Origin of the sequence: Stenotrophomonas sp. JAG2 (assembly GCF_041080745.1) — a bacterium.
Taxonomy (GTDB): domain Bacteria; phylum Pseudomonadota; class Gammaproteobacteria; order Xanthomonadales; family Xanthomonadaceae; genus Stenotrophomonas; species Stenotrophomonas maltophilia_AA.
On sequence record NZ_JBEUMH010000005.1, the window covers coordinates 88,075 to 114,135 of the forward strand.

The 26,061-nt window shown below is 67.4% G+C and carries 18 protein-coding genes; 11 read left to right on the forward strand and 7 right to left on the reverse strand.

The window, feature by feature from the left end; all coding sequences use genetic code 11:
* Window positions 1-12: 12 nt before the first annotated feature.
* Together eda and AB9O74_RS07890 are read right to left on the reverse strand one after the other, a co-directional pair.
* Window positions 13-651, reverse strand: a complete 639-nt coding sequence (gene eda / locus AB9O74_RS07885) for a bifunctional 4-hydroxy-2-oxoglutarate aldolase/2-dehydro-3-deoxy-phosphogluconate aldolase (RefSeq protein ID WP_176990772.1) — start codon at window positions 649-651, stop codon at window positions 13-15.
* Entirely contained in the window at window positions 638-1,654 is a 1,017-nt protein-coding gene (locus AB9O74_RS07890) for a sugar kinase (RefSeq protein ID WP_369348965.1), read from the reverse strand. The genes eda and AB9O74_RS07890 overlap by 14 nt, the downstream gene beginning before the upstream one ends.
* A 271-nt stretch (window positions 1,655-1,925) precedes the next feature.
* Between AB9O74_RS07890 and AB9O74_RS07895 the strand changes: the two genes are divergently transcribed.
* From AB9O74_RS07895 to AB9O74_RS07905, 3 genes are all read left to right on the forward strand, one after another.
* Window positions 1,926-4,685 carry a TonB-dependent receptor gene (locus tag AB9O74_RS07895; protein ID WP_369348966.1) on the forward strand — a complete coding sequence of 920 codons (2,760 nt, stop codon included), beginning with the start codon at window positions 1,926-1,928 and terminating at the stop codon, window positions 4,683-4,685.
* 264 nt (window positions 4,686-4,949) lie between these two features.
* Entirely contained in the window at window positions 4,950-8,129 is a 3,180-nt protein-coding gene (locus AB9O74_RS07900; RefSeq protein ID WP_369348967.1) for a TonB-dependent receptor, read from the forward strand.
* A 151-nt stretch (window positions 8,130-8,280) separates the two neighbouring features.
* Complete coding sequence (locus tag AB9O74_RS07905) at window positions 8,281-12,099, forward strand: LamG-like jellyroll fold domain-containing protein (RefSeq protein WP_369348968.1); 3,819 nt, start codon at window positions 8,281-8,283, stop codon at window positions 12,097-12,099.
* A 27-nt stretch (window positions 12,100-12,126) separates the two neighbouring features.
* Here AB9O74_RS07905 and AB9O74_RS07910 read toward each other — a convergent pair whose 3' ends face one another.
* The 5 genes from AB9O74_RS07910 to AB9O74_RS07930 form a co-directional block, all read right to left on the reverse strand.
* A complete protein-coding gene (locus tag AB9O74_RS07910; RefSeq protein ID WP_369348969.1) occupies window positions 12,127-12,966 on the reverse strand; it encodes a PhzF family phenazine biosynthesis protein in 840 nt (279 codons plus the stop codon).
* Window positions 12,967-13,034: 68 nt separating this feature from the next.
* Window positions 13,035-13,625: a cysteine dioxygenase family protein gene (locus AB9O74_RS07915; RefSeq protein WP_176990778.1), complete on the reverse strand. Its 591-nt coding sequence runs from the start codon at window positions 13,623-13,625 to the stop codon at window positions 13,035-13,037.
* A 116-nt stretch (window positions 13,626-13,741) separates the two neighbouring features.
* Window positions 13,742-14,605 (reverse strand): rhamnogalacturonan acetylesterase, encoded by an 864-nt coding sequence (locus AB9O74_RS07920; RefSeq protein WP_369348970.1) that lies wholly within the window; start codon window positions 14,603-14,605, stop codon window positions 13,742-13,744.
* Entirely contained in the window at window positions 14,605-16,227 is a 1,623-nt protein-coding gene (locus tag AB9O74_RS07925) for a carboxylesterase/lipase family protein (protein WP_369348971.1), read from the reverse strand. The genes AB9O74_RS07920 and AB9O74_RS07925 overlap by 1 nt, the downstream gene beginning before the upstream one ends.
* Window positions 16,220-17,212 carry an alpha/beta hydrolase gene (locus tag AB9O74_RS07930; protein WP_369348972.1) on the reverse strand — a complete coding sequence of 331 codons (993 nt, stop codon included), beginning with the start codon at window positions 17,210-17,212 and terminating at the stop codon, window positions 16,220-16,222. Before AB9O74_RS07930 ends, AB9O74_RS07925 begins: the two co-directional genes overlap by 8 nt.
* A gap of 152 nt (window positions 17,213-17,364) precedes the next feature.
* On the opposite strand from AB9O74_RS07930, the gene AB9O74_RS07935 reads away from it, so the two are divergent.
* The 8 genes from AB9O74_RS07935 to kduI all read left to right on the forward strand — a co-directional run bounded on the left by AB9O74_RS07935 (window position 17,365) and on the right by kduI (window position 26,011).
* A complete protein-coding gene (locus AB9O74_RS07935; protein WP_176990782.1) occupies window positions 17,365-18,186 on the forward strand; it encodes a 2-keto-4-pentenoate hydratase in 822 nt (273 codons plus the stop codon).
* A gap of 37 nt (window positions 18,187-18,223) precedes the next feature.
* Window positions 18,224-19,228, forward strand: a complete 1,005-nt coding sequence (locus AB9O74_RS07940) for a TRAP transporter substrate-binding protein (RefSeq protein WP_176990783.1) — start codon at window positions 18,224-18,226, stop codon at window positions 19,226-19,228.
* A gap of 12 nt (window positions 19,229-19,240) precedes the next feature.
* Window positions 19,241-19,771, forward strand: a complete 531-nt coding sequence (locus tag AB9O74_RS07945; protein WP_176990784.1) for a TRAP transporter small permease — start codon at window positions 19,241-19,243, stop codon at window positions 19,769-19,771.
* A gap of 3 nt (window positions 19,772-19,774) precedes the next feature.
* Window positions 19,775-21,058, forward strand: a complete 1,284-nt coding sequence (locus AB9O74_RS07950) for a TRAP transporter large permease (RefSeq protein WP_369348973.1) — start codon at window positions 19,775-19,777, stop codon at window positions 21,056-21,058.
* Window positions 21,031-22,188, forward strand: coding sequence for a pectate lyase (pelA, locus tag AB9O74_RS07955; protein ID WP_369348974.1), 1,158 nt, complete (start codon window positions 21,031-21,033; stop codon window positions 22,186-22,188). Before AB9O74_RS07950 ends, pelA begins: the two co-directional genes overlap by 28 nt.
* Before the next feature lie 38 nt (window positions 22,189-22,226).
* Complete coding sequence (locus tag AB9O74_RS07960; protein WP_369348975.1) at window positions 22,227-23,807, forward strand: family 43 glycosylhydrolase; 1,581 nt, start codon at window positions 22,227-22,229, stop codon at window positions 23,805-23,807.
* A 43-nt stretch (window positions 23,808-23,850) separates the two neighbouring features.
* Window positions 23,851-24,909, forward strand: a complete 1,059-nt coding sequence (locus tag AB9O74_RS07965) for a LacI family DNA-binding transcriptional regulator (protein ID WP_121044030.1) — start codon at window positions 23,851-23,853, stop codon at window positions 24,907-24,909.
* 253 nt (window positions 24,910-25,162) lie between these two features.
* Complete coding sequence (kduI, locus tag AB9O74_RS07970) at window positions 25,163-26,011, forward strand: 5-dehydro-4-deoxy-D-glucuronate isomerase (RefSeq protein WP_176990787.1); 849 nt, start codon at window positions 25,163-25,165, stop codon at window positions 26,009-26,011.
* Window positions 26,012-26,061: the final 50 nt, after the last annotated feature.

Here is a 26,061-nt window from a genome sequence, read left to right on the forward strand (position 1 = left end):
GGCGATGCGGACTCAGCCGACCAGCGCGGCCGAATCGCGCGCGAGCTGCTCGATGCCGGCCCAGTCCCTGGCCTGCAGCAGCGCCCGCGTGGTCAGCCAGGAACCGCCCACGCACAGCACGTTGGGCAGGTGCAGGAAATCGCGCGCGGTCTGCGCGCTGATGCCGCCGGTCGGACAGAACCGCACATCGCCGAACGGACCGTTCCAGGCCGACAGCATGGCCGCGCCGCCGGCCTGCACCGCCGGGAAGAACTTGAACGTATCCAGGCCGTGCTCCAGGCCGAGCATCAGCTCCGAGGAGGTCGCCACGCCCGGCAGGAACGGCAGGTCGGTATCGCGCGCGGCCGCGTACAACCGCGGGGTCGCGCCGGGCGACACCGCGAAGCGGCCGCCCACCTGCTTGACCTTCTCCATCTGCGCGGCGGTCAGCACGGTGCCGGCGCCGACCACGGCATCGGGTACGGCCTCGACCATCGCCTGGATCGCATCCATTGCCATCGGCGTGCGCAGCGTCACTTCGATCACCGGCAGGCCGCCGTTGAACAGTGCACGCGCGACCTCGACGGCGTCCTCGACGCTTTCCGGGGTGAACACCGGAATCACCGGGGCCAGTTTCAGGACTGCGCGTACGCGCGGATCAGCGCCGGACATCGAATCGCTCCTCGCCCGTGAGGGCCATGATGTCAGCCTCGCTGACAGGGTTGAAGTCGCCGGGGATCGAGTGCTTCAGGCAGCCTGCGGCCAGGCCGAAGCGCACGATCATGTCCGGCGCGAAGCCGCGCATCATGCCATGCAGGATGCCGGCGGCGAAGGCATCGCCCCCGCCGATGCGGTCCACGATGCCGATCATCTCGCGGGTCGGCGCCACGGCGCGGGTGCCATCGCGGCCGACCAGCATCGCCCCGAGTGCATGGTTGTCCACGCTGTGCGGGGTGCGCTGGGTGCAGGCCATCCACTGCAGACGCGGGAACGCGGCGAAGGCCTGTGCGGCGGCCGCATCGACACGCTCACGCACATCGGCCTGCTCGAACCCGCCGCCGAGCACCACGCCGATGTCGCGGTAATCGGCGAACAGCAGATCGGCGCAGGCGAACAGTTCGCGCAGGATGCCGGGCGCATCGCCCTGCCAGCGCGCCCACAGCGACGGCCGGAAGTTGCCGTCGAACGACACCTTCACGCCCCGCGCGCAGGCGGCACGCGCCGCAGCCAGCGTGGCCTGGGCCATGGCCGGGTTGAGCGCCGGGCTGACCCCGGACAGGTGCAGCCAATCGGCCCCGGCCAGCAGCGTGTCCCAGTCGTAATCGGCGGCGCTGCTGTTGGCGAAGGCCGAGTCGGCGCGGTCGTAGACCACTTCGCTCGCGCGCTGGACCGCACCGGTGGTCAGGAAATAGAGCCCCATGCGGCCGTCGGTGCGGCGCACCGATGTGGTGTCCACGCCATGCCGGCGCAGTTCGCCCAGTGCGTACTCGCCCAGCGGGTTGGCCGGCACCGTGCTGACCGCCGATACCGCATGCCCGAGGTGGGCCAGCGAGACACCGACGTTGGCCTCCGCGCCACCGGCGTGGACCATCAACTGCGGGTTCTGCAGCAGCAGCTCACGGCCGGGGGCGCTCATGCGCAGCAACAACTCTCCGAAACAGACAACACGACTCATGGTCCTGGATCCTTGTGAGGGCCGCGGACGCCGCGGGGACGTCCAGCAGCAATGGCTAGCGGTGTCATTCTAGCGATGGACGCCGCCCCGTCCACCTGTCCCGAATGTCGGAACCATTGTCCTGCAAGCGTCTGCGGGACATTGAAAGTCTGCTGCGGTGCAAGATGCCGGATCAGTAACGGGCTGTTAACGTCCGCCCTGACCAGCGGTGTCATTGCACTGACATGTCGTTGGATAGCTGTTTCATGTAGCACCTTGGGAGAGGGAAAACATGCAAGTCCAGAACACGCAGAAAAAGACACCGGTTACCCTGCTCGCATTGTCGATCGGCCTGGCGCTGAGTGGTACCGCGCTGGCCCAGGATGCGGGCACCACCAACCCCACAGAGCTGGATACCGTCACCGTCACCGGCTACCGCGCCAGTGTCGAGAAGGCGCTGGACATCAAGCGTGGCGAAGCCGGCGTGGTCGACGCCATCGTCGCCGAGGATATCGGCAAGTTCCCGGATCTGAACCTGGCAGAGTCGCTGCAGCGCATCCCCGGCGTGGTCATCACCCGCGAAGCCGGCGAAGGCCGCAACATCTCGGTGCGCGGCCTGGGCCCGGATTTCACCCGCGTGCGCATCAACGGCATGGAAGCGCTGACCACCGTCGGCGCCGGCGACCAGAGCGGCGGTACCAACCGCGGCCGTGGCTTCGACTTCAACGTGTTCGCCTCGGACCTGTTCTCGCAGTTGATGGTGCGCAAGACCGCCTCGGCGGACGTCGAGGAAGGCTCGCTGGGTGCCACGGTCGACCTGCGCACCGCGCGCCCGTTCGACTATGACGGCTTCACCTTTGCCGCCAGCGGCCAGGCCGGCTACAACGCGATGGCCGAGAAAGCCGACCCGCGCATGGCCGCGCTGATCTCCAATACCTTTGCCGACGGCACCTTCGGTGCGTTGCTGTCGGTTGCCTACTCCGAGCGCCAGGCGCTGGAAGAAGGCTCCAACACCGGCCGCTGGGCCAACGGCCCGAGCAACGGCAACTTCAACGCCGCCTCGCCGTTCGCCGCCGCGCGCTCGGCCGACGTCTACCACCCGCGCTTCCCGCGCTATGTGCAGATGGAGCATGAGCAGAAGCGCCTGGGCGTGACCGGCACCCTGCAGTGGAAGCCGAGCGACGCCACCGAGATCTCGCTGGACGCGCTGTACTCGAAGATCGACGCCACCCGCGACGAGCACTACATCGAGGCGATTTCCTTCAGCCGTGGCACCAGCACCACGCCGCGCCTGGTCGGCAAGCCGGCGATGATCGTCAAGAACGGCGTGATCGAGAACAACGCACTGGTCTACGGCGAGTTCGACAATGTCGATATCCGCACCGAAAACCGCCATGACGAGTGGAGCACCGAGTTCAAGCAGCTCAGCCTGAACGGCCAGCACCGCTTCGGTGATGATTTCACCTTGTCCGGCAAGGTCGGCATCTCGCGCTCCAAGCACGAGAACCCGGTCCAGACCACGATCATCATGGACAAGTACGACGTCGACAATTACAGCTACGACTACCGGGGCAACAGCCGGTTCCCGACGCTGAACTACGGCATCGACCCGACCAACCCCGCGGGCTGGGAACTGGCGGAAATTCGCCTGCGTCCGCAGTACGTGGACAATGACTTCGATACCGGCCAGATCGACTTCAACTGGAACATCAGCCCCGGCTTCCGCCTGAAGGGCGGCGTGCTCGCCAAGGACTACACCTTCAAGACCACCGAACTGCGCCGCGCCAGCGAACTGGCCGTGCCCAACTTCGCCGACGGCACCAAGATCGTGCCGGTGGACATGACCGAGCAGGCCGGCCTGGAGGGCATCAACGGCAGCCCGTCCAACTGGGTGGTGCCGGATCTGAACGCGATCGCCGATCAGTTCGACATCTACAGCAACAGCGGCATCTTCGCCGTCGCCCCGCGCGCCAACAACGTCCGCAGCGTCGAAGAAAAGGACCGCGGCGCCTACCTGATGGGCGAGTTCTCCACCGAGATCGGCGCGCTGCCGTTGTCGGGCAACGTGGGCGTGCGTTACGTGCGCACCAAGCAGAGCTCCACCGGCCTGTCCACACTGGCCACCGGTACGGTCTCCACCACGGAGAACCGCACCTACAACGACACCCTGCCCTCGTTCAACCTGGTGGCGGAAGTCACCCCGGACTTCCTGATCCGCCTCGGCGCGGCCAAGGTGATGAGCCGCCCGGGCCTGGGCAGCCTGACGCCTGGCGCCACGGTGGCCGTGGCCGGTGGTGCACGCACCATCTCCAGCGGCAACCCGGACCTGGAACCGATCCGCGCGACCAACGTCGACCTCGGCTTCGAGTGGTACTTCGCCGAAGGCGCGATGGCCGGCATCGGCCTGTTCTACAAGGACATCGAGAGCTTCGTGCAGACCACCCGCGAAGTGCGTCCGTACTCCGACAGCGGCCTGCCCGCCTCGCTGCTGATCGGCACCGGTGCCTCGCCGGCCGATGACTTCACCTACAGCCGACCGGTCAATACCCCCGGTGGCGAACTGCACGGCGTGGAAGCCAACTACACCCAGCCCTTCACCTTCCTGCCGGGCAAGTGGTCCAATCTCGGCGTGCAGTTGAACTACACCTGGGTGGAATCGCAGATCCAGTACCTCAACGCCGCCGGCCAGCCGGTGATGAAGACCGACCTGACCGGTCTGTCCAAGTCGTCCTGGAACGCCACCCTGTTCTATGAAGGGAAGGTCTTCTCCGGCCGCGTCTCGGCGACCAACCGCGATGACTACCTGACCCAGGCACCGGGTACCGAAACCGGCTTCAACATCGATGGCTACCACGGCATGACCGGCACCACGGTCCTCGATGCGTCGATCCGCTACACGATCAGCGATCAGCTCGAGCTGAGCCTGGAAGGCATCAACCTGACCAACGAAGCCTCCGACGAGTGGGTCTACTCGCCGGCGACCGGTCAGCTGCCGCTGCAGTACACCGAAACCGGCCGCCAGTTCCTGCTCGGCGTGCGCTACAAGTTCTGATTCAACGGCACTACCCACCGGCGGCGTGAGCGATCACGCCGCCGGCTGCGCGCGCGACGCCATCGTTGCCATCCCCGACCCTCGCCAACACATGCACACGCTGCTGCGGCGCAAGATGCCGCCGCGTGAAGGGTTTGCTACGTTTCGGATGACCAGCGGTGTCACCGCGGCCACGCGCGATGGACGCTCCGGAGGAGGCCGGACGTCATGACTCATCAACATCACGGTCGCATGGCGGCGAACCCTGGGAGGGGCTTACACACGATGGAACGACAGGACATCCGTAGGAAGACACCGGTTACCTTACTCGCGGTTTCGATCGCCTTCGCGCTGCAGGGCGCGGCCGGCATCGCCGCTGCCCAGCAGACACCCGAACAGGCTGCCGCGCTCAACGCGGTGGATCTGGACAAGGTCGAAGTCAAAGCGACCTACCGCGAAAGCCTGCAGCAGTCGCTGGATGAAAAGCGCTACAGCGTCGAGCAGGTCGATGCGATCTACGCCGAGGACATCGGCAAGTTCCCTGATCTGAACCTGGCCGAGTCGATGCAGCGCATCGCTGGCGTCTCGATCGACCGCGAAGGCGGCGAAGGCCAGCAGATCTCGGTACGCGGCCTGGGCTCGGACTTCACCCGCGTGCGCATCAACGGTCTGGAAGCGCTGTCCACGGCAGGCAGCGGCACCACCGGGGTCAACCGCAGCCGCGGCTTCGACTTCAACACCTTCGCCTCGGAGCTGTTCAGCCGGGTCAAGATCAACAAGACCCAGTCGGCGCAGACCGACGAGGGTTCGCTGGGCGCCACGGTCGATCTGCGCGGCTCGCGCCCGTTCGATTTCGAGGGCTTCCAGGCCTCGCTCGGTGGCCAGTACGGCTACAACGAGCTGTCCAGGAACAAGGACCCGCGCATCTCCGGCCTGATCAGCAACACCTGGGCCGATGGCCGGGTCGGCGCGCTGATGTCGGTGGCCTACAGCAAGCGCACCATCTTCGAAGAAGGCTACAACCCGGTCCGCTGGGAGCACGGCAACTACCGCAACTCCAATCAGAGCACCGCGGCCAACAACGGCACCTACGGCTTCTGCAGCCCGGCCGGCTACGACCCGCAGACCCCGCGCAATCCGCTCGCCAATGAAACCGCTGCCGGTGTCGGCAGCGCCGCCAACCAGGCGCGCAGCAACGGCTGGGGCAGCTACGGCATCGATGCGACCCACTGCGGCCCCGGCCTGGATCGCCCCGCGGCGACCGCCGGGAACATCGCCGCCTATGAGACCGCGACCAACGCGTGGATTCCGCGCTATCCGCGCTACATCCGCACCGAGCACGAGATCGAGCGCCTGGGCGTCACCGGCGCGCTGCAGTTCAAGGTCAGCGACGACACGCAGTTGAACCTGGACATGCTGTATTCCAAGCTCGACAAGAACGTCCGCGAAGACTCCATCGGCGCCAACCTGCACCGCACCGCGCAGTACGGCGGCAAGACCCAGATCGTGGTACGCGAGGCGCAGGCCGATGAGCAGAACCGCCTCACCTACGGTGTGTTCGACAACGTCGACTTCCGCACCGAATCCACCGCGATCGAAGAGAGCACCGAGTTCAAGCAGTTCAGCCTGAACCTGGAACACCGCTTCAACGATGCGGTGCGCCTGGATGCCGTGGTCGGCCATTCCGAGTCCAACTACGAGCGGCCGGTCTTCTCGATGGTCAGCTTCGACAACAGCAACCTGGATGGCTTCGTGCTGGACATGCGCAACGGCAAGGTGCCGGCGATGTCTTTCCCGTTCGATCTCAATGCGGTCGACAACTGGAAGTGGCTGGGCTACGGCAGCACCCCGGTCAATGCCAACGGCACCGCGCGCGGCGGCAACATCAGCGAAGTGCGCTTGAACCCGCAGTACGTCGACAACGCCTTCGACACGGCCAAGGTCGACCTGACCTTCGACATCAATCCCACCTTCACCCTGCGCGGCGGTCTGGCCTACAAGGACTACGACATGAGCACGCAGGAGTACCGCAACATCAGCTACGGGCGCCTGTCGCAGGCACTGCCGGGCGGTGTGACCGTGGGGGACCTGAGCGATACGCTGAGCGGCTTCGGCAAGGGCATGGACGGCAACCTGCCCAACGCTTGGCTGGTGCCGGACTTCAACCAGATCGCCAAGCTGCTGGACATCTACTGCAACTGCGACACCGGTGCGCTGGGCGGCGACTACCGCCTGGCCAGCGTCGGCCATTTCGGTGCGTCCAACAACAACTTCGACGTCAACGAGAAGAGCTACGGCAGCTACCTGCAGCTGGACTTCAACACCGACCTGCTGGGCCGCGCGTTCCGCGGCAACCTCGGCGTGCGCTACGTGCAGACCCGCATCACCGCCGATGGCTATGCGCCGTGTACCGCCACCAACGCGACCGATCTGTCCTCGGCCTGCGAACCGTTCTTCGGGGTGGCCAGCGCCACCGCCGATCCCGGCGAGCGCCTGCAGGTCGGCACGCGGGTCGGCCACAAGTACGACGACTGGCTGCCCTCGTTGAACCTGGCCTGGGACCTGAGCGATACCTTCGTGCTGCGCTTCGGCGCGGCCAAGACCATGGCCCGCCCCACCCTGTCCAACCTGTCGCCCAGTGTCAGCGGTGGTCCCACCGCGTACTTCGATGACGACCGCAGCTACTCGATCAACCTGGGCAACCCCAAGCTGGACCCGTTCCGCTCGACCAACTACGACCTGAGCGCGGAGTGGTACTTCGACGAAGGCGCGCTGCTGTCGGCGGCGCTGTTCTACAAGGACATCGAGAGCTACGTCCAGCGTACCCGCCTGCTCACCACCTGGGCGGACATGGGGTATTCGCTGGACCTGCTGCCGACCGGCTTCAGCCCGGACACCGTGTTCAACGTGCAGAGCTACTTCAACACCCCGGGCGGCCCGCTCAAGGGCTACGAAGTGTCCTACCAGCAGCCTTTCAGCTTCCTGCCCGGTTTCTGGCGCAACTTCGGCGTGCAGCTCAACTACACGCACGTCGAGTCCAAGATCAAATACATGTTCAGCTCCGGCACCGGTAGCACGATCGTCACCACGTACACCGAGAACGACCTGCTGAACCTCTCGCCGAACTCGTACAACGCCACGCTGTACTACGACGACGGCCGCTTCAGCGCCCGTGTCTCCACCAGCTACCGCGATGCGTACATCAGCACCATCCTCTCGCAGGAGAACGTGTGGGACCTGGACGGCAATCCGTTCGCCACCGCCGATGTGCAGGGCAAGTACAGCGTGGAGAACGTGGATTTCAACATGTCCTACAAGGTCAACAAGAATCTCTCGCTGACCTTCGAGGCGATCAACCTGCTCGACACCGCCGATGAGCGCTATGTCGATTCGGCGCTGTCGCTGCCGGACCGCTACACCCACACCGGCCGCCAGTACTACCTCGGCCTGCGCTACAAGTTCTGACCGTGCTGCGTCTTCCGCCACCGCCATCGGGCCCGTCCCCGTCCTTCTCTCCGGGATGGCGGGCGCGGTGCCGGGGCGGAAGGCCACCGTGAGCGGCTGACCCCCGCTGCTGGTTCCGCTGTACTGTTTCTGCTGTCGAAAGGAAGGTCTCATGCATCGCGTTGTCGCCGCCTCGATCCGCCCCTCCCGCCTGTCCGCCAGCCTGCTGGTGCTGCTGCTCGCGGGCAGTGGCACCGCCTGGGCGCAGACGGCGCCGCAGCTGCTGTTCCACGTGTCGGCCAACCAGGGCCTGCAGGCCGACACCGCCGCGGGCGACCCGGTCCCGAACTTCGTGGACAAGGTGAAACGGGTGCCGAACGGGGCACATGGCAGCGCCATCGAATGGGCCGACGACGGCGTGCTGTCGTGGAATGCACCGGGCAACATCCAGGCACAACGCGGCACGCTCGGCTTCTTCTGGCGCGCGCGCTACGCGGTGGGTGAAGCGCCGTTTGTGATCTTCCGGGTCGGCTACGCCGACCACAGCAGCTGGGACATGGCCTGGTTGCGCATCGACTGGAACGGCCACGGCTTCGATGCCTTCGTCACCGATGCCAACCTGGCGCGTACGCGCGTGTCGTTCAAACTCGATAAGAACCCCTCGCCGCAGCAGTGGCAGCACATCGCCTTCGGCTGGGACGAAAACCACGGCGTGCGCCTCTACGTGGACGGCAGGGAGGTCGCCCGCCAGGAGACCACGGCCGACTACGACGCCGCGCTCGACCAGCTCGGCCTGGCCGCGCGCGTGATGGCGCCCTACCAGGTGCAGAGCCGCTACAACTTCCTGCGCGGCAGCGATTTCGACGAGATCCGCGTCTACGACCGCCTGCTTGATCCGGCCGGCATGGCCGCACTGGCCCGCAATGCCGCCCCCACCACCGCCGTCGCCGGGCCGGACGCGATGCGTGCTTGGCGCCATCGCCACGGCTGGGACGCTGCCCCGCCGCCGGCGTTGACCGCACCGACCACCACGATCCGCAAGGTCGAGTTCGCCGATACCAAGGACCACAAGCAGTGGATGTGGAAGGCCACCGACGGCATCGCCGAAACGACCTGGCCGGGCGTCTACAACCGCTCGCGCCTGCCGGGGCGCAATGATTATTTCCAGCTGCCAGACTGGAACACCTATGTCGACGGCGGCCAGCAGCTCGACCTGACCCTGCCGGCCGGTGAGACCGTCAACCGCATCGAAGTGCGCGGCGCCGCCTTCGGCGGGCTCAGCCACAGCGTGGATGGCCAGCCGGCGCAGACGCTGTTCGAGCGTCCGCAGGGCGTCGTCCGCAGCGTCAACGCGATTCCCGCGCAGGCGGGCGGCGTGCTGCACTTCCGCAACACGGCGCAGGAAACCCCGATCCAGGAAATCTGGGCCTACCAGGTCAGCGATGCGGCCGAGTCGGAAGGCACGGTCAAGCAGCGCTACCTGATCGACAGCCAGGCGCTGCCGGACTACACCAACATCGCGGCACTGCGCGCGTACATCGACGGTCGCTACCCGGCGGCCGAACGCAGCACGGTGATGGCGCTGCCCAAGGGCGCCGGCTCACGCAAGCGCACGGCCGACACGCTGCCCGCGCAGCCGCTGCCGATCGTGCACGTGCTGATTCCCTCCGGCGTGAGCGACGCGCCGGCCGCGCAGCCACTGATCCGCAGCTGGGCGCACAGCTGGGAGAACATGCATGACGGCCTGGATGGCGTGGCGATCGATCTGCCCGCGCTCAATCTGCCGGCCACGCAGGACGGCCTGATCCCGCTCAACATCCGCATCAAGGATCCGATCTGGCCGGCGCGCGACATGATCGACGTGTCGGTCTCGGTCAAGCCGGGCCAGAAGCGCACCCTGTGGCTGGACCTGCGCGACCGCATCCTCACCGCCGACAGCCTGTGGATCTCCATCGCCTCGGCCGCCCCCGGCTTCAACGCCACTTCGTTGGACGGTGCCGAGATCCGCATGGTCTACAAGGATCGCGAGGAGGCGAAGAAAGAGCATCTCGCCGATCGCTTCAACCAGGTCCGCGACAACTGGGGCTTCCTGGTCGAAGAGCACACCACGTCCAAACGCCAGCGCCTGTACGCGCGCGTGTACGCCGATCTCAGCGACCTGCTGCGGGTCGATCCGGACCACGAACTCGGCCGGCTGTACTGGAACTACATCAGCTACAACAGCCAGGGCAAACCGCCGTTCACCCCGCCGCAGGCCCCCAAGGGCGTGCCGCAGTGGGCGTTCGCGCAGACCGAAGACCTCAAGTACGTGCGCCGCTTCATCGACTGGTGGATCGACAACCGCCAGATCGCCTATGGCGACTTCGGTGGCGGCATCTCCGACGACTCCGACCTGACCCAGCAGTGGCCGGGCCTGGCGCTGATGGGCGTGCAGCCGGACAAGCTCAATGCCTCGCTGACCGCGCTGTCCGATGCGGTCTACCGCAATGGCATGTTCAGTAACGGCCTGAGCACGATCGAAACCGATGAGCTGCATTCCTACGAGGAGGGCATCAATACCAACAGCGCGATGCTCTACCTCAACTGGGGCGATCCGCTCACCATCGAGCGCCTGATGGAAACGGTGAAGGCCTTCGACGAACGCATCATCCTGCCCAACCCGCAGGGGCACCTGCTGTTCTCCAGCAACTGGTTCGGCGGCAACAAGGTCTACCGCGAACCGAACTGGCAATGGCAGAAGCCGTATTCCTTCCCGGTGCTGCACCCGGCCTTCCTGATGGGCCAGTACAACGCCGACCCGACCGGTCGCAAGCTGGTCACCGGTCTGGCCGATGGCTACCTCGCCCACGCCTACACCGACGACAAGGGCCGCTGGGCGCTGCCGAACGAGATCCACTGGGCCACCGGCAAGACCCGCGGCGGTGAGCTCAACAACGGCTCGGGCAGCGGCGACATCATGCATACCTTCTGGGCGGCATGGCGCTGGACCGGCGATGACAAGTACCTCAAGGCATTGGATTACCGCGTCGAGCGCGGTGGCCCGGGGGCGCTGTCCAACCTGGGCGAGAACTATGTCGAGGCCCTGGGCCGCGGTGCCGAGTGGAACCCGCGTTTCATCAGTGATGCCGACGGTGGCAGCACCGGCTTCGCCAGCCTGATGGCATGGCAGGCCACCGGCGACAAGAAATACCTGGAAGCCCTGCACGCCGACGGCATCCAGGCCAAGGCGCAGCGCGAATACATGAACACCGAGGGTCATTGGTGGTCCGACCGTGTCGAAGCGCCCAGCGAATTCCTGCAGCGTGCGCGCTTGGGCGGCATCGCGCTGAAACGCAACCAGAGCTGGCCGGGCCACACCGTGAGCTGGCGCTTCGCCCAGCCGGACGCGGCCGAGCAGGTCGCGCTGCTGGTGCATGCGCCCTCGCCGGACCGCTTCAAGGTGATCGCCTACAACCTGGGCAGGCACGCGGTGGACGCGGAGATGAGCACCTGGAATGTCACCGCCGGACAGTGGCGGATGACCAGCGGCGTGGACCGCGACGGCGATGACAGAATCGACGGCAAGGCCACCACGCGTGATCTCACCCTGGAACGCAGTGCCTCCACCACGCTGCGCTTCGCGCCGGGCCAGAGCCAGGTGTTCGAGTTCGAGCTGGTGCAGGCCGGGACACCGGTCGAACAGCGTGCCGACCTCGGCATCGGGCGGGGCGATGTGCGCGTGGAGGACGGCCAGGTGCAGGTGACCGTGCACAGCCTGGGCCATGTCGCCACCGGTGTGGGCGTGGCGGTGCTGGAAGATGCCAAGGGCCGTGAGCTGGCCCGGGTGGAGATTCCGGGCCTGGCCGCGCCGAGCGATCTGGTGCCGAAGACCGCCACCGTGCGCCTGCCGTTGCCGGCCGGTAACCGCAACGGCTGGCAGGTGCGCGTCATGCAGGCCGACGGCGCAGCCGAGGTGACCCAGCGCAACAACGTGGTGACGCTGGACCGGTAGCACCATGCCAGGCATGGCCGCCTTGGCTCACAGCGTGACCTGCCCCTCGATGCAGGTCACGCAGTCGCCGCCGATCCACAGCGCATCGCCTACGCGCTCCACCTGCAACCGCCCGGCGCGGCCGATCGCCGTGCCCTGGCTGATCACATAGCGGTCCGGCGCTTCGCCGGTGGCCAGCAGCCAGCGCGCGATGCCCGCATTGAGGCTGCCCGTGGCCGGGTCCTCCGGCGCGCCATCGCCCGCGATGAAGGCGCGGCTCTCGTACTGGGCCTCCTCGCCATCGCTGGGCTGCCACGGTCCGAACACACCGACCTTCAGGCCTTCCAGCCGCGCATAGTCCGGCTGGACCGCCAGCACCGCTGCACGATCGCGCAGCCGCAGCGCGAGCCAGCCGGTGCCGTTGTCCGCCCAGCGCGCATCCACGACGTCCTCCGTCGCCACGCCCAGGCCGCGCCGGACGCGCTCGCGCAGGTCCGGCGTCAACGCCTCGCCCCGCAGCAGCGGCGGCGCCAGGAAGGCCAGGCCCGTCTCGCTGCGCCGGATGCGTACCAGGCCGATCCCGCACTCCTGCACGATGTCCTCGTCCTTCGGCACGCCGCCATGCGACAGCCAGGCATGGCAGCTGCCCAGGGTGGGATGCCCGGCGAACGGCAGCTCTTCCAGCGTGGTGAAGATGCGCACGCGGTAGTCCGCCCGGGGATCGGTCGGCGGGAGCAGGAAGGTGGTTTCGCTCAGGTTGGTCCAGCGTGCGAATGCGGCCATCCGCGTGTCGTCGATGCCTTCGGCCTCCAGCACCACGGCCAGCGGATTGCCGCGCAGTGGATCCTGGCTGAAGACATTGACCTGTTGGAACGGCAGCGTGGGCATGGCGGAACATCGGGAACGGGTGGAACGCGCATGATGCGCGCCACGCCGCCGCCCGGTCGAGCGGAGGGCTAGGCCGCGTCGGTTTCCATCACCTGCACGCGGCGCTGGTACCAGCCGTCGGCCTCGGGCTCGAAGATCGCGCTGCGGGTCATCTCGCCCTGGTAGACGTGCACCGAGATCGCCAGGTCGTCATCGCTGGTATTGCGGAGGGTATGGTACTCGTGCGGCGGGATCAGGCTGCCGGCACTGCCGCAGTCGCCCAGCACGGGCGGCTCCGGGCGGAAACGGAAGCGCTCGCCGTCGCGCTCCAGCAGCTGGTACTGGGTGATCTCCAGCTGGCCCAGCCAGACCCCCTCCACGCACCACAACCCGCTGTGGTCGTGCAGCGGCGTGCCCTGGCCCGGTCCCCAGCTCATCGCGACGATGCTGTAGCCGTGCACCGGGCTGCGGTACAGCTCGCGGCGAGCGTAGTGATCCTCGATCGGGTGGTGCACGCAGGCCGGCAGCTGGATGCGGCTGTCGGCGATTGCTTCGCGCAACGCCGCCCGCAGCGTGGCGGCGATCTGGTGCGCGTGCTCGTGCTGGACGGCATGGTCGACCGCAGCGATCAATCGATCACGACCATGGAACGGCGGAAACGGGTTGCATTGGTCTTGCATGCCTCGAGTCTAGGCGATTCTGGTGAACAGCGTGTTTGACCTGAATCACATCCAATCGACCCACGATCGCCGACGTAGTAATCCATTCGAAAGAAATCTTCGCGTTCGCCTATCGATCAGGGGATCAGCAGCGGCCGCAACGACGGGACCTGCCGGGCCAGTTCCTCGGTCACCAGCGTGGCGAACAGCGCCGCGCCGTCGGGGCCGAGGTGGGTGTAATCGAAAGCGAGCTTGGCCTGCCCCATCGGCTCGGCGACCGCGTTGTTCTGCGCGACGGGTGCGCCCGCCACGGGCGCCGCACCCACGGTGGTACCGCCCAGCGCCGCGCTGACCTGCGCCGGTGTGGCGGCCGCCTGTGCCAGCGGCATGGCAGCGACCGGCCCCAGCGCCTGCACCACCGCACGGCTGCGCGCGTGCAGATCGACCAGCGGTACCTCCATCTCGCGCGCCACCGTCCGCACCGCCTCGGCCCACGGCGCCAGGTCATCGATCAACACGCCATCGGCGAACTGGCGGCGGGTCAACGGGGTCAGCAGGACCGGTTGCGCACCGGCGGCACGGATCTCGCGCACGTAGCGGCGCAGGTTGTCGGGGAACTCGCGCTGCAGGTCGGTGGAGCGACCCGGCTTGCCGGGCTGGTCGTTGTGGCCGAACTGGACCAGCACCCAGGTGGTGGCATAGCCGGGCGTGCGCATCTCCGCCTCGGCCAGCGTCCACGAGCCTTCGGCACGGTAGTTGTAGGTGCTGCGGCCGCCGCGGGCCAGGTTGGTGCAGGTCAGGAACGAGGTTACGTGCCGCGCGCAGAACGCCGGGCCCCAGCCGCCCTGCACGGCGGTCGTGGAATCGCCGACCAGCACGATCTTGCTGGCCCGGATCGGCGTCGGTGCGGGTCGATCCAGTACCGCCGGGTCGACCGCGGCCTGCGCCGCACTGATCAGGCCGAACAGCGCGCTGCCGAGCAGCCAGGACGAACGGCGCATCAGAACGTGCCTCGTTGAATGAAGGGGGCCTGCTGATAGAGACGGCGCTCGCCACCGCGCGGGTCGTCGGCCTGCTGCGAGGTGGCATCGAACACCATCGTTTCGCGGCGGGCGAGCGAATAGGTCTGCCAGCGTGGCAGTGCGCCATGATTCGGATCGCCATGGCGGGCAAAGGCGATCAACGCATCGCTCATCGTGGCCGCCACGCGCGTGGCCTCTTCACTGTCACCGGTACGCGAACCGGGGCGGTCGGTGTTGTCGAACACCAGCGGGATATCCAGCGTGTGGAAGGCACCGAATCTGCCGCCGTCCAGCGGCGAGCCCCAATCGAGTTGATAGGCCCAGGTCGGTGCGCCCTGGCGCGCACGCGCCTCCAGTTCCTCCACCGCGCCCCGCCAGGAGCGGCCCGCGGTGGTGGCTGCGAAGAACACCTCCGACGGCGTGTACTGCGGATACAGGCGGCGGTACTCGGCGATCACCACCGACGGCAGCAGGTCCACGTACTGCTCTTTCTCCAGCTTGGCCGGCAGCGTCTCCCAGGTGAGGGCGAAGTTGGCCGGGTCGTTGCCGAGGAAGGCGCGGGTTTCATCGTGGGTGTTGCCGATCACCATCGGAATCCCGGCGGACTGCGCGGGCGCCTCCGGCCAGAACGGATGCACGGGCAGCGATCGCCCGTCGAGCACCGGCCCGACGTAGAGGCTGCTGTTCTCCACGCGCGACGGGTCGCGCGCACGGGTGGCGGCCAGCAGTGATTCCATCGGCATCGTGCGCAGCGCCTCGGCGTCGGCCGCGCCGACCGCCTGCATCGCGATCTGCGCGCGCTGGGTGGCCGCACGCGGGCCGGCAGCGGTGACCTGCTGCCCGCTCATGGTCCAGGCGCGCTGGAACAGGCCGCGTGCGGCGGGCATCGCCATCAGCGTGGCGATCTTCGCGCCCCCGCCGGATTGCCCCACCACGGTGATGTTGCCCGCATCGCCGCCGAACTCGTGTGCATGCTGACGGACCCACTGCAGCGCCTGCACCAGATCGAGCTGGCCGACGTTGCCGGAATCGGCGAACCGCGCATCGCCCAGCTGCGCCAGGTACAGATAGCCGAACACGTTGAGGCGATGGTTGACCGTGACCACGACCACGTCGCCACGCCGGCACAACGCGCTGCCGTCGTACAGCGGGTCGCTGCCCGAGCCGTTGTTGTAGGCGCCGCCGTGGATGTAGAACACGATCGGGCGCTTGCCGCCATCGCGCAGCGCCGGGGTCCACACATTGAGGTAGAGGCAGTCTTCGCTGCCCGGCCCTTCGCTGCCGCCCTGCGGCGCGGCATGGCCGTACGCCAGCGCATCACGCACGCCCCGCCAGGCCGATTCCTGCACGGCCGGCTGGAAGCGCCGGGGGGCGGTATCGGCGCCGTAGGGAATGCCACGGAACACGTGGATGCCCTGCTCTAGCTGCCCGCGCACGCGTCCACTGCGCACGCGTGCCAGCGGCGCGGCATCGTGGCGGGGGCCGGGCACGCCGGCGAAGGCGGGCAGCAGCGGCAGGCTGGCCGCACCCAGCATCGCGGCATAGCGCGCGCTGTCACGCAGGAAACGACGCCGTTGCAGATCGGCGGGGGAATCAGTCATGGCGCGCAGGCTCCGTATGGCGCGAAGGAATCCAGCGCAGGGCCAGCCCGGGCCACTGCGCGACGGTCAGACCGGCCGGGATGCGGACGCCGAAGCCATGGCCGCCGGACGGGAACAGATGCATTTCGGTGGAGACACCGGCGCGCAGCAGCGCCTGGTAGTAGACCAGGCTGTTGTGCACCGGGACCACGTTGTCGTCCTGCGCATGCACCAGGAAGGTCGGCGGCGTATCGATCCGGACCTGACCCTGCATCGAAAACTGCTGCTGCAGCGCCACATCCGCATGCGGCCCGAGCAGGCGGGTACGCGAGCCGGTATGCGCATGCGTGCCCATGTCGATCACCGGGTAGATCAGCAGGGCGACATCCGGGCGTGCGCTGAGTGCATCGATGGCATCGCGGTGGGGATAGACCGGGACATCGAAGCCGTTGCTCAGCCGCGCGGCGACGTGTCCGCCGGCCGAGAAGCCCATGACCCCGACGCGCGCCGGATCGATCTGCCAGCGGGCGGCATCCGCGCGGATCACCCGCATCGCGCGCTGCGCGTCGGCCAGTGCCGCTTGCCGATCGCTGCGGCCTGCAGGCAGCCGGTAACGCAGCACGAACAGGGTCACGCCGCCCTGCTCCACGAAGGCCGGCACCAGGGCGGTGCCTTCCTTGTCCAGCACGATGCGCTGGTAGCCGCCACCGGGCACCACCAGCAGGGCGCTGCCGTTCGGGCGTGCCGGCCGGTACACGACGAGATAAGGCGCACTGACGTTGTCGATGTAGCGGTCGGGCAGTGCGGGATCGGTGCTGCGCTCGATCACGTGGGGGACCGTGGCCGGGCCGGATTCGCCCGGCACCTGGCCCTCCGGCCACAGTGCAATGCGGTCCGGTGCGCCGGCGGCGGGTTCGGTCTCCGGGACGGCGCGCTCGGCCGCAGGCGCCAGGCCGCTGGCCAGCAGCAGGAGGATCAACGAAGGCAACACAAGGCAACGGTGCATCCGGGGACGTCCTTCCGGTAGAGGAAACAGGCATCGTGCCTGACCGGCAGCGCTTCTGATGCGCTGCACATTGCCAATGACACCGGTTTACCATATACAGCTCATCCAACCGCTGTCGATTGGCAGTGCAACAATTTTTCCGGGAGACCCGCTTGAGCAACGACCACGGCAAACAGGACCTGCCCGACCAGGGGTTGGGCGAGATCGCCCGGCACTTCGTCAGCGCCCGCCAACACGGCCAATCCCTGCCGGATTTCCCGGGAACCATCCCGGAAGACCTCGTCACCGCCTATCAGGTACAGGACCAGGCCATCGCGCTGTGGGACGACCAGGTGGTCGGCTGGAAGGTCGGCTACATCGCTGCCGAACGCCGCGACGGGTCGGGCGATGACCGCCTGCTGGGCCCGATCTTCGCGCGCCAGCTCTGGAATGCTACCGGTGGAACAGTCGAGATTCCGGTGTTCGTCGGGGGCTTCGGCGCGGTTGAAGCCGAGTATGTGATCCAGCTGCAGGAAGACGCTCCGGCGGACAAGCTGCACTGGACGCCGGAAGAAGCCGAGGCACTGCCCGCCAGGCTCTTCATCGGCGTCGAGGTCGCGAGCAGCCCGCTGGCGACGATCAACAAACTCGGCCCGCGCGTGGTGGTGTCGGATTTCGGCAACAACAACGGCCTGGTGCTGGGCACCGAAATCGCGGACTGGACCCGCCTGGACGATGCCGACCTGCGTGCGGAGACCCGCATCGAAGGCCAGGTGGTCGGTACCGGTGGCGCCACCCTGCTGCCCGGCGGCCTGCGCACTGCCTACGCGTTCGCGTTGGCCCGTTCGGCGCAGCGTGGCCGACCGCTGAAGGCGGGTGATCTGATCGCCAGTGGCAACGCCACCGGCATCCATGACATCGCCGTGGGCCAGGAAGCATTGATCCGTTTCGTCGGTTACGGCGACATTACCTGCAAGGCCATCGCCGCCGGTTGACCGCGCGGACATGGCGAGCACGCTTGGGAGGGCGCAGATGTTCACTCGCAGAAGTTTCCTGGCTACCAGTCTGGGCGCGCTTGCCGCGCCCGCGCTGACGGCCTGTTCGCGGTCGTCCAACGCCGCACCGGCCGGTGCGCAGCTGTTAACCGCCACCGACGTCCACGTCGCCGATTACCCCACCGTCACCGCGGTGAAATGGATCGGGCAGACGCTGGAAGAAAAAACCGGCGGCCGGCTGCGGCTGCGCCAGTACCACTCCGGCCAGCTCGGCCGTGAGTCCGAGGCGATCGACATGGCCCGCTTCGGCGCCATCGACATCACCCGCGTCTACTCCGGCGCGCTCAACAACGCGTTTCCGCTGACCCAGGGCCTGTGCCTGCCGTACGTGTTCGAGTCGGTGGCGCACATGCGCCGCGCCCTCGATGGTGGCGTCGCCGATACGGTGCTGCAGGGCTTTGAAACCCGTGATCTGGTCGGTCTGGCGATCTACGATTCCGGCGCGCGCTGCTTCTACAACACCAAGCACCCGATCGTGGAACCCAAGGACCTGCACGGCCTCAAGCTGCGCGTGGCGTCTTCGGACATCTTCATCCAGCTGATGCGCCTGCTCGGTGCCAACCCGACCCCGATGTCGCTGGGCGATACCTTCTCGGGCATGGAAACGCACATGATCGACGGTGCGGAAAACAACATGCGCAGCTTCCATTCCAGCCGTCATTTCGAGGCCGCGCACTACTGGTCGCAGAGTGATCACTCCTACGCGCCGGACGTGCTGCTGATGTCGCGGCAGAGCTTCGATGCGCTGAGCCCGGCCGACCGCACCCTGGTGATCGAGACCGCGCGTGAATCGGTGCAGGTGATGCGCGAGCAGTGGGATGCCTCGGAAAGCACCGCGCGCCAGGCCGTCGCCGACTTCGGCATCACGTTCAATGAGGTCGACATGCCGGCCTTCCGCAAGGCCGCCGACCCGCTCCTGCAGCGTTACCTGCAGCAGCCGGAGCTGGCCGCCCTCACCCGTCGCATCCGCGACTTCGCCTGAGGCCCCGACGCGATGTCCGACTCGACTTCCGAAACCGTCATCACCCCCACCGCGCCGCAGCGCCTGCTCAACCTCATCGCCGATGTGGCGATCTACATCGCCGTCATCGCCCTGCTGGGCCTGGTGGTGGTGCAGGGCTGGCAGGTGTTCGCCCGCTACGTGATCAATGATTCGCCCAGCTGGACCGAGCCGGTCACGCTGCTGCTGCTCGCCACCGCGATGAGCCTGGGCGCGGCCACCGGAGTGCATACCCGCCGCCACTTCGGCTTCTTCCTGCTGGCCGCGCACATGGGCCCGGGCCTGCGCCGCGCGGTCGATGTATTCGCCGCGCTGGTGGTGGCCGTGCTGGGCGTGGTCATCGCCTGGTGGGCAGCTGTGCTGCTCATGGACGGTCTGGACATCAAGGCCGCCGGCGCCCACCTGCCGCAGAGCATCAACTACCTGCCCCTGTCGATCGGTGGCGCCCTGATGGCGATCTTCGCCGTGAACCAGATGGCGCTGGCCGTACGGCCGGCCGATGCCGTTGCCGAGGGAGATCGCTGAGTCATGGGTATTACGATTCTTTTCACCGTGTTCGCGGTGCTGTTGCTGCTCGGCGTGCCGGTCGCGTTCGCGCTCGCCGCCGCCGCCCTGGCCACCCTGTGGTACCTCGATCTGCCGACGCTGGTGCTGGTCCAGCAGATTTCCGCCGGCACCGGTTCGGCCTCGCTGATCGCCATTCCACTGTTCATCTTCGCCGGCGAAATCATGATGCGCGGCGGCATCTCCGAACGGCTGATCTCACTGGCGTCCTCGCTGGTCGGGCGCATGCGCGGTGGCCTGGGCCAGGTCTCGATCCTGTCCTCGCTGTTCTTCGGCGGTGTGTCCGGTTCGGCCATCGCCGACGTCTCGGCGGTCGGCGGCACGATGATCCCGCAGATGGTCAAGCGCGGCTACGACCGTGACTTCGCGGTCAACGTCAGCATCACCGCCGCGCTGGTCGCGCTGCTGGTGCCGCCGTCGCACAACCTGATCTTGTTCTCGGCCGCGGCCGGTGGTGGCCTGTCCATCGCCGATCTGTTCGCGGCGGGCATCGTGCCGGCGCTGCTGATGACCGTCGCGCTGATGATCACCGGTTACGTCGTGGCACGCCGCCGCGGCTACGGCGTGGAGATCTTCCCGGGCTGGCGCGCGGTGCTGCTGCGGCTGGTCTCGGCCCTGCCCGGCCTCGGCCTGGTCGCGCTGATCTTCATCGGTATCCGCGCGGGCATCTTCACCGCGGTGGAGAGTGCCGCGATCGCCGTGGTCTACGCGCTGCTGGTGACCACCGTGCTGTACCGCCAGCTCGACTGGCGCGAGTTCCTCGGCACGGTCACCCATGCCGCGCGCAGCACGGGCGTGATCCTGTTCGTGATCGCCACCGCGGCCGTGTTCGGCTGGCTGCTGGCGTATCTGGAAGTGCCGTCGGCCGCGGTCAACTTCCTGCAGTCGTTCGCGCACAGCCAGTTCATGGTGCTGCTGATGATCGTGGTGATGCTGTTGCTGCTGGGCACCTTCATGGACCTGGCGCCGATGATCCTGATCTGCACGCCGATCTTCCTGCCCGTGGCCAAGGCCTACGGCATCGATCCGATCCACTTCGGCCTGGTGCTGGTGCTGACCGGTGGCCTGGGCCTGGTGACGCCACCGGTGGGCTCGGTGCTGTTCATCGGTACCGCGATCGGCAAGATCAGCGTCGGTGAGAGCATGCGCTCGATCTGGCCGTTCTGGTTCGCCGCGCTGGGCGTGCTGTTGATCGTCACCTTCTTCCCGGAAATGTCGCTGTGGCTGCCCGCCCTGCTGCGCGCGTAAGCGTGCGGCGGCTGGCAGCCCTGCTGTGGATCGCCCTGCCCTGCGCCGTCATGGCGCAGGGCCAGGACATCCCGCTGCGGGGCTTCCAGGACGGCATCAACCATTGGCAGAGTGGGCACGGCACGGACTACCCGCGCTGGTCGCCCGGTCAGTACCGGCAGATTGCCGACAACCTGGTCGCCCTGCAACGCCATGGCGGCGGCTGGGCGGTCAACCAGGATCCGCAGCGGATCCTCGACGATGCCGCCAAGGCACAGGTGCTGGCCGACCAGGCCACGCCCGGCGGCAGCTTCGACAACCGCAACGTCTACACCCAGGTCGACTACCTGGCCGAGGCGTTCGCGCGCAGCGGCGATATGCGCTACCGCGACGCAGCGGTACGTGGCCTGGATTTCATCCTTGCCGAGCAGATCCCGACCTGCGGTGGCTGGCCGCATTCGGTGCCCTCGCGCACCGCGTACCACGGCCACATCACCTTCGCTGACGACGTCACCCGTGGCGTGCTGACCACGCTGCGGCGCATCCAGCGCGAGCCGGCGTTCGGCTTCATCACTGCCGATCAGCGTGCCCGCGTGGATGCCGCCGTCACCGCCGGCGATGCCTGCCTGCTGCGACTGCAGGTGCGCCAGGACGGCGTGCCGACGATCTGGGCCGGCCAGTACGACCGCACCACCCTGCTGCCCGCGCAGGGCCGGATGTTCGAACTGCCGGCGCTGGTCACCGACGAGAGTGTCGGCGTGGTCCGCTACCTGATGTCGATCCCGGATCCCGCGCCGGCGGTGGTCGCCTCGGTCAACGCCGCGATGGCGTGGTTCCAGGCGCATGCGTTGACCGGGTGGCGGCTGGAGACCTTCGAAACCACCCCGGCGCAGTTCGCGTTCCATCGCACCACGGTCGACCGCCGCCTGGTCGCCGACGCCGGCGCCCCGCTGCTGTGGGGGCGCTTCCACGACCTGCACGACAGCGCCGTGCTGCTGGCCAACCGCGAGGGTGAGCGCGTGGCCACGTTCGACGAGATTCCGCGCGAGCGCCGCACCGGCTACCACTGGTACGGCACCTGGCCACAGGCCCTGATCACCACCGAGTACCCACGCTGGCAACAGCGTCTTGCCGGGACCGGGGCGCGCTGAGCGCGCCTGGCCCACGATACGTTCAAGGGAGAGAGACGATGCACCTGAGGAAGACCCTGGCGAGCTTCGCCACCGCCTGCCTGCTGCTGGCCGGCGCCGGCCACGCCGCCGAGCCGGCCACCGCCTGGAAGCGCGGGATCGAGAACCAGCGCCAGGCCGATCTGGGCAACGGCACTTTCCTCAATCCGGTGTTCGCCGGTGATCGCCCGGACCCTTCGGTGCTCAAGGATGGCGAGGACTACTACCTCACCCTGTCCTCGTTCGATGCCTACCCCGGCCTGCCGATCTGGCACTCCCGCGATCTCGTCAACTGGCAGCCGCTGGGGCACGCGATCACCAGGAATGTCGGCGCGATCTGGGCCCCGGACATCGTCAAGCACGGCAGCCGCTACTACATCTATTTCCCCGCCCGTACCGGCGAGACCCGCAGCAACTTCGTGGTCTGGGCCGACAGCATCAAGGGCCCGTGGAGCGAGCCGATCGACATCGGCCTGGGCGGCTATATCGACCCGGGCCACGCGGTGGGTGAAGACGGCAAGCGTTACCTGTTCCTCAGTGGCGGCGACTACGTGCAGCTGGCCGATGACGGCCTGAGCGTGGTCGGCACGCCCAGGCACGTCTACGACGGCTGGAAATACCCGGAAAGCTGGGATGTGGAGGCCTATGCGCAGGAAGGCCCGAAGATCAACTTCCGCGATGGCTGGTACTACATGACCACCGCCGTGGGTGGCACCGCCGGCCCGCCGACCGGGCACATGGTGATCACCGCGCGCTCGCGCTCGATCCACGGCCCGTGGGTGAATGCGCCGAACAACCCGATCATGCGCACCCGGTCGGCCGCCGAGCCGTGGTGGTCGCGCGGCCATGCCACGGTGATCGAAGGCACCGACGGGCGCTGGTGGATGATGTACCACGGTTACGAGAACGGGTACTGGACGCTGGGCCGCCAGGCGCTGCTGGAGCCGATCGAATGGACCGCCGATGGCTGGTTCGTGGCCAAGGGCGGCGACCTCGGCCAGCCGCTCGCCAAGCCCTCGGGTACCTCGGTGGGCCAGCACGGCATGGCGTTGTCCGATGACTTCCGCAGCAGGACCCTCGGCGCGCAGTGGTCGTTCTTCAACCCGGCGCAGGACGAGTACAAGCGCCTGGCCTTCACCGGCAAGGGCATGGAGCTGCAGGGCAAGGGCAGCACCCCCCGCGACAGCTCGCCGCTGACCGCCATCGCCGGCGACAAGGCTTACCAGTTCGAGGTCGAGATGGAGATCGCCCCGGGCGCGGTGGGCGGTGCCCTGCTCTACTACAGCGACCGCCTGTACGTGGGCGTGGGCAGCAACGGCGAGAAGTTCATCATGCACCGCTACGGGGAGGAGCGCCCCACCCGGCTTGCCCCCAGCGCCACCGGCGGCAAGCTGTGGCTGCGGGTGACCCACAACCGCCACATCGTCACCATCCACTCCAGCACCGACGGCAGAACCTGGCAGAAGTACCCGGTTCAGATGGAAGTCTCCGGCTACCATCACAATGTGGCGGGCAAGTTCCTGGCCCTGAAGCCGGCGCTCTATGCTGCCGGTGACGGCAAGGTCCAGTTCCGGAATTTCCGCTACCGCGCCCTCGATTGAGCTCCCCGCTAGAATCCCTTGACTCATCCCCGGTTTGAACGACATGTCATTGCGCAGCAAAACCGATCCGTCGCCGCACGGATTGACCAAAGGCAAGGCCGCCACGATCAACGACATCGCGCGTCTGTCCGGGGTATCCAAGAAGACCGTCTCGCGCATCATCAACAACTCGCCGCTGGTGCGTAAGGACACGCGCGAGAAGGTCGAAGCACTGATGCGCGAGGTCGGCTACACGCCGGACCCGCTGGCCCGCGGGCTGGCGTTCCGGCGCTCGTTCCTGATCGGGATGGTGTACGACAACCCGACCGCGCAGTACATCGTGGACATGCAGTACGGTGCGCTGGACGCGTTGCGCGGCTCCAGTTTCGAGCTGGTCGTGCATCCCTGCGATTCACGCAGCCCCGGCTACATCGACGGCGTGCGCCGCTTCGTGCAGCAGCAGAAGCTGCACGGTGTGATCCTGGTGCCGCGTGCTTCCGAAGACCAGGCGCTGGTCGACATGCTCGATGAAATCGGCTGCCGCTTCACCCGCATCGCCTCGCTGCCGCTGGACGATACCTCGCAGATGGTGGTCACCCACGATCGTGATGGCGCCGCCGAAGCAGCCGATTACCTGCTCTCGCTGGGCCACCGCGACATCGCCCTGGTGACCGGCCCGAGCGCGTACCGCTCGGCGCACGAGCGGACGGCCGGCTTCATCGATGCGCTCGCCAAGCGCGGCATCGAGCTGCCGCCGGCACGCATCGTCGAGGCCGGTTACACCTTTGAATCCGGTGTGGCCGCGGCCGAGAAGCTGCTGCTGGGCAAGCAGCGACCGACCGCCATCTTCACCGGTAACGATGAAATGGCCGCCGGTATCTACAAGGTCGCGCTGCGCGCGGGCATCAACATCCCGCGCCAGCTCTCGATCATCGGCTACGACGACAGCCCGCTGGCCTCGCGCCTGTGGCCGTCGCTGACCTCGGTGCGCCGGCATACCCGCGACACCGGCCGGACCGCCGCCGCGATGCTGATCCAGCCCGATGGCCAGGCCGTGATGCAGCACGCCAGCGTGCGCCCGCACCTGATCGTGCGCGATTCCTGCCAGCCGCCCGAGGATTGACGCCCAAGGCGTCAATCCCCGGTAGGTCACGACCGTTGGTCGTGACGCTTTTTCTGTCGTCACCCTTGTTCGGTCGCCACCCTTGTTCTGTGGTGCCGCCGTCCACCTGTCGTATCGCATCCCGTCCCGACCCCGTCCGCGGGCCACCCGGCCTATCGTGCGCTGCAAAATGACACCGGTTTACCAACTGGCTACAATCACCTGAAATCGTGCCGGGGCCGACGCATCGCCCCACCCCTGCTCTGGAGACGCCATGTACTGCAAGACCCATTACGCCACCCATCCCGACGCCATCAAGGGCGCCAGCAATGACGACCTGCGCGATCTGTACCTGCTGGACGGTCTGTTCAACGCCGATGCGGTGACCCTGAAGTACACCCACTACGAGCGCTTCGTGCTCGGCGGTGCGGCCCCGGTCAACGGCCCGGTCTCGCTGCCCAAGCAGACTGAACCCGCGTCGGCCGCCGGCCATGCCTTCCTGGAGCGCCGCGAGCTGGGCGTGATCAATGTCGGCGCCGGCAGCGGCACCGTCACTGTCGATGGCACCGTGTTCAAGCTCGGGCCGAAGGATGGCCTGTACGTGGCCATGGGCAGCGAAGACGTTGTGTTCGCGTCCGATGACGCCGCCACCCCGGCGCAGTTCTACCTGGCCTCGACCCCGGCGCACGCGCGCTTCGAGACCAAGGCGCTGTCGATCAAGGACGCCGTGGCCCTGGACCGTGGCGCGCTTGAAACCAGCAACGAGCGCACCATCTACCAGTACATCGTGCCGGCCACCTGCCAGTCCTCGCAGCTGCTGCTGGGCCTGACCGTGCTCAAGCCGGGCAGCGTCTGGAACACCATGCCGCCGCACCTGCACGACCGCCGCAGCGAAGTCTATTTCTACTTCGACCTGGGCCAGAACGACCGCGTGTACCACTTCATGGGCGAGCCGGACGCGCAGCGCCACATCGTCATCCAGAACAACGAAGCCGTCGTGTCGCCGCCGTGGTCCATCCACATGGGCGCCGGCACCAGCAACTACGCCTTCATCTGGGCGATGGGCGGCGAGAACCTGGATTACACCGACATGCACGTGCTGGACATCTGCCAGCTCAAGTGACCCCGACGCGCCGCCGGCATCGCGCCGGCGGCGTCTGCTACGCATTGGAC

Coding starts and splice junctions, on each gene's coding strand:
- kduI (WP_176990787.1), top strand. CDS start 25,163: ATGTACTGCAAGACCCATTACGCCACCCATCCCGACGCCATCAAGGGC.
- AB9O74_RS07915 (WP_176990778.1), bottom strand. CDS start 13,625: ATGCAAGACCAATGCAACCCGTTTCCGCCGTTCCATGGTCGTGATCGA.
- AB9O74_RS07900 (WP_369348967.1), top strand. CDS start 4,950: ATGGAACGACAGGACATCCGTAGGAAGACACCGGTTACCTTACTCGCG.
- AB9O74_RS07965 (WP_121044030.1), top strand. CDS start 23,851: ATGTCATTGCGCAGCAAAACCGATCCGTCGCCGCACGGATTGACCAAA.
- AB9O74_RS07905 (WP_369348968.1), top strand. CDS start 8,281: ATGCATCGCGTTGTCGCCGCCTCGATCCGCCCCTCCCGCCTGTCCGCC.
- eda (WP_176990772.1), bottom strand. CDS start 651: ATGTCCGGCGCTGATCCGCGCGTACGCGCAGTCCTGAAACTGGCCCCG.
- AB9O74_RS07950 (WP_369348973.1), top strand. CDS start 19,775: ATGGGTATTACGATTCTTTTCACCGTGTTCGCGGTGCTGTTGCTGCTC.
- AB9O74_RS07940 (WP_176990783.1), top strand. CDS start 18,224: ATGTTCACTCGCAGAAGTTTCCTGGCTACCAGTCTGGGCGCGCTTGCC.
- AB9O74_RS07890 (WP_369348965.1), bottom strand. CDS start 1,654: ATGAGTCGTGTTGTCTGTTTCGGAGAGTTGTTGCTGCGCATGAGCGCC.
- AB9O74_RS07925 (WP_369348971.1), bottom strand. CDS start 16,227: ATGACTGATTCCCCCGCCGATCTGCAACGGCGTCGTTTCCTGCGTGAC.
- AB9O74_RS07920 (WP_369348970.1), bottom strand. CDS start 14,605: ATGCGCCGTTCGTCCTGGCTGCTCGGCAGCGCGCTGTTCGGCCTGATC.
- AB9O74_RS07895 (WP_369348966.1), top strand. CDS start 1,926: ATGCAAGTCCAGAACACGCAGAAAAAGACACCGGTTACCCTGCTCGCA.
- AB9O74_RS07960 (WP_369348975.1), top strand. CDS start 22,227: ATGCACCTGAGGAAGACCCTGGCGAGCTTCGCCACCGCCTGCCTGCTG.
- AB9O74_RS07930 (WP_369348972.1), bottom strand. CDS start 17,212: ATGCACCGTTGCCTTGTGTTGCCTTCGTTGATCCTCCTGCTGCTGGCC.
- AB9O74_RS07945 (WP_176990784.1), top strand. CDS start 19,241: ATGTCCGACTCGACTTCCGAAACCGTCATCACCCCCACCGCGCCGCAG.
- AB9O74_RS07910 (WP_369348969.1), bottom strand. CDS start 12,966: ATGCCCACGCTGCCGTTCCAACAGGTCAATGTCTTCAGCCAGGATCCA.